Genomic DNA, 7,792 nt, shown 5'->3' with positions numbered 1-7,792 from the left:
TTCTGTGTTTCTTTTTTTTTTTTTCTTTTTTTGTTTTTTTTGTTTGTTTGTTTGTTTCTGGTTTGTTTTCCCCCCCCCCCCCCCCCGCCTCCCCCCCCCCCCCCCCCCCCCCCCCCCCCCCCCCCCCCCCCCCCCCACCACGGTGACCCAGGGCGTCTCTGCCGTCGTGCTGGGTGGCGTGTGGGCGGCGAGGGTTCGGGCATCGACCCTCCTCCTGCTCGATGGTGGTAGGTGCTTGATCAAGGGAGGATCGAGGACGTTGAGTGTCCCCGATCCTCCGTGGACCGAGCACCGAGACCGCTCCCCTCGACGATGTAGGTATCGGGACACTCAACGTCCCGATACCTACATCGTCAACCGGGCACGCGCTGAGCAGTCAACCCTCGTACCGCGTCGGTCGGGTTGGTCGTGAGTGGCGTTTCGGGTTCTAGCCCTAATCGCCACTCACGACCACCTGTACCTTCACAGCTCCTCCGGTCACCGGCTCGCCGGACGCGGTCGCGTCGGGCTCGCGGACCTCGAGGGAGAGCCGTTCCTGACCACCCGTCCCGGTTACTGGCAGCGTGCGCTCGTCGACCGTCTTTTCGCGAAGGCCGGTCTCGAACTGCACGTCGCTTGCGAGGGAGACGAAGCCGCGGTGCTCTTCCAGCTCGTCGACGCGGGACTCGGCATCGCGTTGGTGCCCTCCTTGGGGCTCCGTGCGGTCACCAGTCCGACGGTGGTCTGGCTCGACGTCGACGATCCCGGCTGCCGCCGCGTGCTCAGCGTCGCGTGGCGCGAGGAGACCTATCTTTCCGTTGCCGCCCAGCGCTTTCGGGACCACACCGTCGAATATTTCCACGCACAGGCCGGGCCCCGGTCACGGTGACCGGGGCCCGGCCTCGGGGCGTGCTTACGGGTTGAGCGTGACGCTGTAGGCGCTCATCGCTTCGCCGATGGGCTGGTAGTACGAGGTGCCACTGCCCTTGCCGGAGGTGATGCCCAGGCCGACGCTGCCGGAGAAGAGGCAGCCGCCCGAGTCACCGGGGTTGGCCAGCGCGTTGGTCTGGATCAACTGGTGCACCGCGCCTTCGGCGTAGTTCACCGTGACGTTCAGCCGCTGCACCGAACCCGAAGTGAGGCGGGTGGTGCTGCCGCTCTTGCTGATCCGCTGTCCGACGGTGGCGGTACCGGCGGAGGCGATCCGCTGGGTGGAACCGTTCCACAGGGTGACGGCGCCGGGTGCGCTGCCGGTGGTGTTGCGGATCAGGCCGTAGTCGTTGGTCGGGAAGCTGGCGCCCTGCGACGGTCCGACGTTCCACTGCGACACCGCGCGGGTGCAGTGACCGGCGTCGAGGATGTAGTTCTGGCCACCGCGGTTGGTGTTGAACCCGACCGAGCAGCGGGTGCCGCCACCGGTGATGGCCTCGCCGTTGTAGATCGCGGTGTGCATTTCGCCGGTGGTCCACTCCACCCGGACCCGGTCGCCGAGTGCTTCGGCGGCCTTCACGAGGGCTTCGGCGCCCTTCGCCGCGTCGGAGATGGTCAGCACGACCTGGTTGGTCTTCGGGTCGAGGCCGATCGACGTGTGCGTGACGGCGGGCAACGCCTGCAAGGCGTTCTGCGCGCTCGCCAGCGCCGCGCTGGAGTGCTTGACCACGCGGGCCCGCGCCCCGGTCGCGGTCACCTGGTCCGCGGCGGCCTGGTCGAGCACGTTCACCACCGGCTTGGCGGCGTCGTCGAGGTAGCCGTCGGCGGCACGGGCGCCGAGCGAAGCGGTGACCTGCTGCAGCGTTTCCACACTGGCCGTCTGCGTCCGGAGGAACTCGACGGCGGCGGCCTTGCCGATCCCGGCTTCCGAGGCGAGGGACGTCACGGCTTCGTGCTGCACCGTGGGGGAGTAGCCCGCGATGGTGGTGGCGGTCGCCGTGGAGGGGGCGAGAAAGCCGATGACCGCGGCCGCGGCCACCAGTGTGGTGGCGGTACGAGCTAAGGGGTTTGTGCGCATACCGGTTACTCACTTTCGCGAGGGAAGATCCAGTGCGAGGGGTGGCCGCACTGGACACAGTGGGGGTAGCCGGGCACGGCCAAGGTGACCCGGCACCGGTGATCCGGTGCCGATCATGGTGATCGCGTCACCGGCGGGCGGGTACCGACTTTCGTTGGACAGGAAGAAAGATAGGTACCGCGAAAGGGGCTACCGACGTATACGCGCACAGTAAACCGTGGTGTCCTCGTTAAGTGGTGAGGAGGTGAGACAAGGGTGTCGTGGGGGCGGCTCGCTGATACCGGCGTGTGTCGCGAGGGCACGCTCGCCGGTCCGTGAAGACCTTCTTGCCTACCCCGAAGGTAGGGAAGGAGGCCTTCACCGCCCGCCGATGTGGTCCTTGTCGCTCACAAGGTGTTTCGCGAAGCGCTCCCCGATGAGCCGGTGCGTGGCCGCGTCCGGATGCAGACGATCGGGCAGCGGCAGCTCGGCGTGGTCGGCTTCGCCGTACAGTTCCAGGCCGTCGACGTAGCGCAGGTTCGGATCGGCCGTGCTCCGCTCCTCGACGATGCGGACGAGTTCGCCGCGGATCACGGTGAGCGTCAGTTTCCCCGCGGCGGTTTCCGCGGGGTCACCGGTGGCCCTGAACCGCACTTTGCCTTCCCGCAGGCCGTCCGGGTCGAACTGGCCGGGCCCGGGGGTGTGCTCGTGGATGGGGCAATGGATCGGCGAGACGACCAGTAACGGCGTGGTGGGATGCCCTTCCCGGATGGTGTCGAGGAAACCGTGCACCGCCGGGCCGAAAGCGCGCAGCCGCATCAGGTCGGCGTTGACGACGTTGATGCCGATCTTGACACTGATCAGATCCGCGGCGGTGTCCCGCATGGCGCGGGCGGTGAAAGGGTCGAGTAGCGCACTGCCCCCGAAGCCCAAATTGACCAGCTCCACTCCGGCGAGTGCCGCGGCCGTGGCGGGCCAGATCCCGGTCGGGGTCGCCGCGTTGGAGCCTTGACTGATGGAACTGCCGTGATGCAGCCAGGTCTTGCGGCCGTCCGACCGTATACTGTGGACGGTCGCGTCGGTGCGCAGGGCGACCAGCCGGGTCGTTTCGTTGTGCGGCAGCCAGATTTCGACGTTCTTCTCGTCGGCGGTCAGGCCGGCGAAGCGCAGGGTTTGCACAGGCCCGGACCGGTGCGTTCTCACGCCGGTGGCCATGTCGACGCTGATCGTGTCGCCCTCTGTCACCCTCGCCTGTCCCGCGAGACGGCCGTCGACGAGCAGTTCGTAGACGCCGTCGGGTCGGGGTGGTAGGCCGACGAGGAACCGTTTGGTGGCGATGACGTCCAGTTCGACGATCGTGGCCGTGGTCCGGAAGACCAGCCGCACGCCGGACGGCTGCGATTCCGCCATGGCCAGCTGATCGTCGGGGATCTGCTGCCTGGCGTGCGCGGGCAGCCGGTGGAGGAGTATGCCGCGTTCGGTGTGCTCGAGGTCCAGTGCGCCGCGGACGAGGGCGGCGGTGATCGCGGTCGTGCGCATTTCTCCGGTCATTTCTTTCGGGGCCAAGCGCGCAGCAGGACGTCGAGCGCGTCGAGGATTTCGGTCCAGCTCTCCTGTGAGCCGGGGGTGCTGTGGCTGAAGCCTCCGGCGGCCTCCAGGCCGACGTAGCCGCTGAAGACGCTGCCCAGCAGGCGGACCGCGTGTGTCCGGTGCGGTTCGGCGAGGTCGTAGCCGCGCAGGATCGCCCGCATCAGTTCGGCGTGCCGGACGCCGGCGCTGGTGGCGGCCTTCTCCGGGGCGAGCCGGAACCTCGCGGCGGTGAACCTGCCGGGATGTTCGAGGGCGTAGTCGCGGTGGACGTTCGCCAGTGCGATCAACGCGTCCCTGCCCGCCAGGCCCGCCGTCGCGGTGGCGGCGAGATCGGCGAGTTCCGCCAAGGCCAGCAGGGCGATCTCGGTCTTCAGCTCGTGGGCGTTCTTGACATGCGAATACAGGCTCGCCGTCTTGACGCCGCACCGCTTCGCGAGCTCTGTCGGCGTCACCTGCTCGAAGCCGATCTCGTCGGCCATCTCCGCGCCCGCCCGGATCACGCGTTCCGTGGTCAGTCCCGCTCGTGCCATGCCGACCACTCTACCATAGTCCATTTGGGACTTGCCTAATTAGATTAGGAAGTAAAACCTGGGTTCGGTAGCGCCCGGTTCGACGGAGGCTTGGCGCAGTCGAACGGAGGTGAGCGTGATGAACACAGTGGACCCGGCCCGTGCCCGGTACGAGCGCATCGAGCGCCTGCGAGGCGACCGCCGCCTGCTCTGGGGCGCGATCCTGGCCGCCGCGGTCACCTTGGTCTGCGGTTTTTTGGCAGGACAAGGATTCGGCGAAATGCTGGAGCAGTTCCGGACCATGGTGATCGACAGCGTCTTCGACGACCGCGGCGACGGCGAGCCGCCGTACCGTGCGATCTGGGGAACTTTCGGCCTCCTCGGGTGTTTCGCCGCGGGCAGTCTCGCGGGGGAGGCCGTGCGGCGGTACCAGGGACGGCCGTCGGGACCGGCGTTCCCGGCCGTGCCGGCCCTCGCGGCCGGCACGCTCGGCCTCCGGGATTCGTCGCGAGGATGGCTTCCGCCGCTCGCCGTCGGCACCGCGGTCGACCCCGTCTTCCACGAGGACGAAAAGTGGGGGTTCTGGGCGTGGCTGATGTACTACGCCGACCGGTGGGCGCCTGCGTTCCTGTTCGTCCTGACGTTGTCGGCCTTGTGGTACACCGTCGGTGTCTCGCGCCGGCACGCCGAGCTGGCGCGCACCAGGGATCGGCTGCTGCGGTACGGGCGACGGGTGCCCGCCGAAATCGTCGACGTCAAGCTGCGCCTTGGCGGGGACGAGTCGGGCACCCGTGTCGTGGGCGCGGACGTGACGGTGGCGTTCGCCGACCTCGCGGGCGTCCGGCGCTGGGTGACCCGCCGCACCAAGGAAACCACCGTCGCGGGTGCCGAAGTGCTGTTCGACCCGGCTTCACCCGCCGACGACAAGAAGATCTTCGTAGCTCTCCGGCGCCACCCTGCCCTCAGCGACTGGCTGCCCGCGGCCTGAACGCCGCCCGAAATCTGGAGTCACCTTGACGCCACTCGCCCTTGTCCGCGGATTTCTGGCCGGGATCGTCATCGGGACGACCCTGTGCGCGTTCGTCGTGGGCATCATCATCGAGTACGTTCCGCTGATCATCACCGGCGTCGGACTCCCCGTCGTCTATGGGATCCTGCTCTACGTCGCCGGCGCGCCGCGCCGCGCCCGCGAGGCGGCGACCGTCCCGGTCCTCGCGCTCGCCAAGATCGAAAGCCTCCGGGCCGGGGGCACCGAGACGGGCGACATCCCGGTCGATTTCGTCCTGACCGTCGCCCCCGACGGCGAGGCGTCGTACCGCTTGAAGGTCGACCACGGCATCAACCTGGTCGACCTCCCGAACTACCGGCCGGGCGGCGTCCTCGTCGTCCAGTACCCGCCGGACCGGCCGTGGAAGGCGCGGATCGTGGAGCGGCTGTCGCCGGAGTGGGAGCGTCGCGTGGCCGCGGCCGTGATCGAATCCGCTCCGGAGTCCTCCCTGGTACAGGAGCCGCCGGAGGGCTGCGCTCACGGCGCGCTCACGATCCTCGGGTTGCTGCTCGGCGCCGCGCTCGTGCTGTTCCTGTTCCGCGCGGAACTGTTCACGCCGGAAGCACCCGCGCGAACGGAAGAAACCGAATCCACCGTGACCACCTCCTCGTCGGGACACGCGATCGTGAACGTCGACAGATCCCTGCTGGGCGAAGGGGAATTGCGCCGGACGATCGACGCGCTGGCGCAGGCCGCGGATGTCTCCAGGGTGCTCACCGCGGTCGTCGAGGACCGGCGGCTGACCGTGGTCTTCACGCCGACGGACGCCCAGGTGCCGGGGTTCGACCTCCGCGAGCTGGCGGCCGACCGCGTCCCGGCCCTGGTCCGGCGGGCGACGGCGACGATCGAGGTCGGCTCGCCGCAGACGTGGCAGGTCACGATCGTCCCGTTCGGGGCCGCCGTGAGCAGCAGGGTGATCGTGACCGGCCCCGGCGGCAGCGGCTCACTCGCCGACGGTGGCTGAAGCCGCGGACGGCCCGTGCTTTCCGGGCGCGGCACTGCCGGAGTATTCGCCGAGATCGGTGATCAACCTGGTCAGCTCGGGGTCGTCGTCGTAGCGGCGCTGGTGCAGTTCGGCGATCTTGGCGCCCATTTCCGGGTCCGGGTCGTCGGTGATGTCGAAGGACGCGAACTTGTCGACCAGCGGCAGCCCGACCCGGTCGGTGTTCCGATGCGCCGGGTGGATGAGGTACTCCCAGTAGCCTTCGAGGTCTTCGAGCACGAAGACGGCGCCCCATTCGTACTCGCCGCCGAAATCGCGGCCCACGACGAAGGACTTCACCGACGGGATGACCCGGCCCTGATTGCGGAGGCTCTCCAGCGCTTCTTCGATCTGCTCGGGGGCGGCGTCGGGCCGCAGAGTGAAACGGTTGCCGTGGTAGATCATCGTTTTCCCTTTCCGTTGTTGAGGTGCGAAAGAAGAGCGGCGAGTGCCGCCCCGGTTCCCATGGCGACACCTGTCCAGCTGAAGGCGCCGGAGATGCCGATGCCCTGGACGAGCGGCTGGACGACGAGCGGGGACAGGAATTGCCCCAGGAAGATCCCCGCCACCAGGCCGCTGAGGACCCGGCCGCGTTGCGCGGGATGGGCGAACTCGGCCAGGCGCAGGTTGAGATTCGGAACGACGAGGCCGACGCCGAGCCCGCCGACGAGCAGTCCCGCCACGACTGGGGTGACGGTGCCCGCCGTACCGATCACCAGCCAGCCCGCGCCCATGAGCGCGACGCTGAACGTGGTGATCGCCGTGGGGCTCAGCCGCTCGCGCAGGCGGGGGAACGCCAGCGCACCGGCGACGCCGGTCAACGTGCTCCCGGCGACCACGGCACCGATGACGGCGGGGCCGCTGCCGAATCCTTCCAGCAGGAACGGCAACTGCGTCGGGGCCATGTAGAAGACCAGCGTCGCCGCCAGCGCCAGGACGTAGACGCCGATGATGCGAGCGGGAGGTCGTGTTCGCTCGTTCTCACTGACCGCAGGGCTGCTTCGGGCCGGTTCGCGCAGAGAGACGATCGCGAAGACGGCCACGATCGCCGAGGCCGAATAGATCCAGAACGGTGCCTTCCAGTCCACTGTGGCCAGCAATCCCGCCAGCGGCAGGAAGACGACGCCGCCCAGACTCGCGAACGCCTGCTGCAGCCCGAGGAACGAGGCACGCCGCTCACCGGAGTACCAGTCGGTGATCAGGGTGCTGACCGCGGTCATGATCCCGCCGACGGCGAGTCCGAGCCCCGCCCGGGTGGCCAGCAGCAGGGGGAGGTCGCTCACGAAGAATCCGGCCGTGCCGGAGATCGCGTAGAGCCCGAGGCCCGCCAACAGCAGCGGACGGCGTCCGACGCGGTCGGCGACGACCCCGGACAGGGGCGCGCTGATCGCGATCGCGAGCGAGGTCACGGTCAGCGCCAGCCGCACGAGCAGATCGGAGCCGGGCGTTCCGGCGAAGACCTCGCGCATCGCGGGCAGACTGGGCGCGATGACCGCCGCGGCCATGATGGTCAGCGCCGCCGCGGCCAGCACGGTGCCGCGGGCCAGGCGCGTCGGCGTCAGGGTGTCCGCTCGGTTCGTCACGCCACCAACCTCGCAGCGGGAGGCAGGGGTTCGCGTCGGTGAAAATCGCCTATATCCGCCCGCCACTCGGTAGCGTGCGGGCATGACCGCCGAGATCCTGCCCGCCATCGCCGG

At 68.9% G+C, this 7,792-nt stretch carries 8 protein-coding genes; 3 read left to right on the top strand and 5 right to left on the bottom strand.

All coding sequences use genetic code 11. The features are described from left to right. Window positions 1-412 precede the first annotated feature (412 nt). The gene (locus ACZ6DT_RS33175) at window positions 413-868 is read left to right on the top strand and encodes a LysR substrate-binding domain-containing protein (protein WP_465602713.1); all 456 of its coding nucleotides are present in this window, start codon (window positions 413-415) and stop codon (window positions 866-868) included. Window positions 869-892: 24 nt separating this feature from the next. On the opposite strand, the gene ACZ6DT_RS33170 is transcribed toward ACZ6DT_RS33175, so the two are convergent. The 3 genes from ACZ6DT_RS33170 to ACZ6DT_RS33160 form a co-directional block, all read right to left on the bottom strand. Then, window positions 893-1,987, bottom strand: a complete 1,095-nt coding sequence (locus ACZ6DT_RS33170; RefSeq protein WP_465602711.1) for a S1 family peptidase — start codon at window positions 1,985-1,987, stop codon at window positions 893-895. Window positions 1,988-2,344: 357 nt separating this feature from the next. After that, window positions 2,345-3,505 carry an SGNH/GDSL hydrolase family protein gene (locus tag ACZ6DT_RS33165; protein WP_465602709.1) on the bottom strand — a complete coding sequence of 387 codons (1,161 nt, stop codon included), beginning with the start codon at window positions 3,503-3,505 and terminating at the stop codon, window positions 2,345-2,347. An 8-nt stretch (window positions 3,506-3,513) separates the two neighbouring features. Next, the gene (locus ACZ6DT_RS33160; protein WP_465602707.1) at window positions 3,514-4,086 is read right to left on the bottom strand and encodes a TetR/AcrR family transcriptional regulator; all 573 of its coding nucleotides are present in this window, start codon (window positions 4,084-4,086) and stop codon (window positions 3,514-3,516) included. A gap of 118 nt (window positions 4,087-4,204) precedes the next feature. On the opposite strand from ACZ6DT_RS33160, the gene ACZ6DT_RS33155 reads away from it, so the two are divergent. Both ACZ6DT_RS33155 and ACZ6DT_RS33150 read left to right on the top strand, forming a co-directional pair. After that, window positions 4,205-5,053, top strand: a complete 849-nt coding sequence (locus ACZ6DT_RS33155; protein ID WP_465602705.1) for a hypothetical protein — start codon at window positions 4,205-4,207, stop codon at window positions 5,051-5,053. 25 nt (window positions 5,054-5,078) lie between these two features. After that, window positions 5,079-6,077 carry a hypothetical protein gene (locus ACZ6DT_RS33150; protein WP_465602703.1) on the top strand — a complete coding sequence of 333 codons (999 nt, stop codon included), beginning with the start codon at window positions 5,079-5,081 and terminating at the stop codon, window positions 6,075-6,077. On the opposite strand, the gene ACZ6DT_RS33145 is transcribed toward ACZ6DT_RS33150, so the two are convergent. Then, on the bottom strand, window positions 6,057-6,500 hold the full coding sequence (locus ACZ6DT_RS33145; protein ID WP_465602701.1) for a Dabb family protein: 444 nt from the start codon (window positions 6,498-6,500) through the stop codon (window positions 6,057-6,059). The genes ACZ6DT_RS33150 and ACZ6DT_RS33145 overlap by 21 nt on opposite strands. Continuing rightward, a complete protein-coding gene (locus ACZ6DT_RS33140) occupies window positions 6,497-7,678 on the bottom strand; it encodes an MFS transporter (RefSeq protein WP_465602699.1) in 1,182 nt (393 codons plus the stop codon). The genes ACZ6DT_RS33145 and ACZ6DT_RS33140 overlap by 4 nt, the downstream gene beginning before the upstream one ends. Between the last annotated feature and the right edge of the window lie 114 nt (window positions 7,679-7,792).

The sequence above is a fragment of the Amycolatopsis sp. NPDC041971 genome (genome assembly GCF_055588925.1).
Note: the sequence above shows the minus strand (reverse complement) of the source record. Positions and strands in the feature narration are given on the sequence as shown.

Bases quoted from the DNA above. Each gene is read 5' to 3' on its own strand.
- ACZ6DT_RS33155 (WP_465602705.1), top strand. From the start codon at position 4,205: ATGAACACAGTGGACCCGGCCCGTGCCCGGTACGAGCGCATCGAGCGC.
- ACZ6DT_RS33145 (WP_465602701.1), bottom strand. From the start codon at position 6,500: ATGATCTACCACGGCAACCGTTTCACTCTGCGGCCCGACGCCGCCCCC.
- ACZ6DT_RS33160 (WP_465602707.1), bottom strand. From the start codon at position 4,086: ATGGCACGAGCGGGACTGACCACGGAACGCGTGATCCGGGCGGGCGCG.
- ACZ6DT_RS33165 (WP_465602709.1), bottom strand. From the start codon at position 3,505: ATGCGCACGACCGCGATCACCGCCGCCCTCGTCCGCGGCGCACTGGAC.
- ACZ6DT_RS33170 (WP_465602711.1), bottom strand. From the start codon at position 1,987: ATGCGCACAAACCCCTTAGCTCGTACCGCCACCACACTGGTGGCCGCG.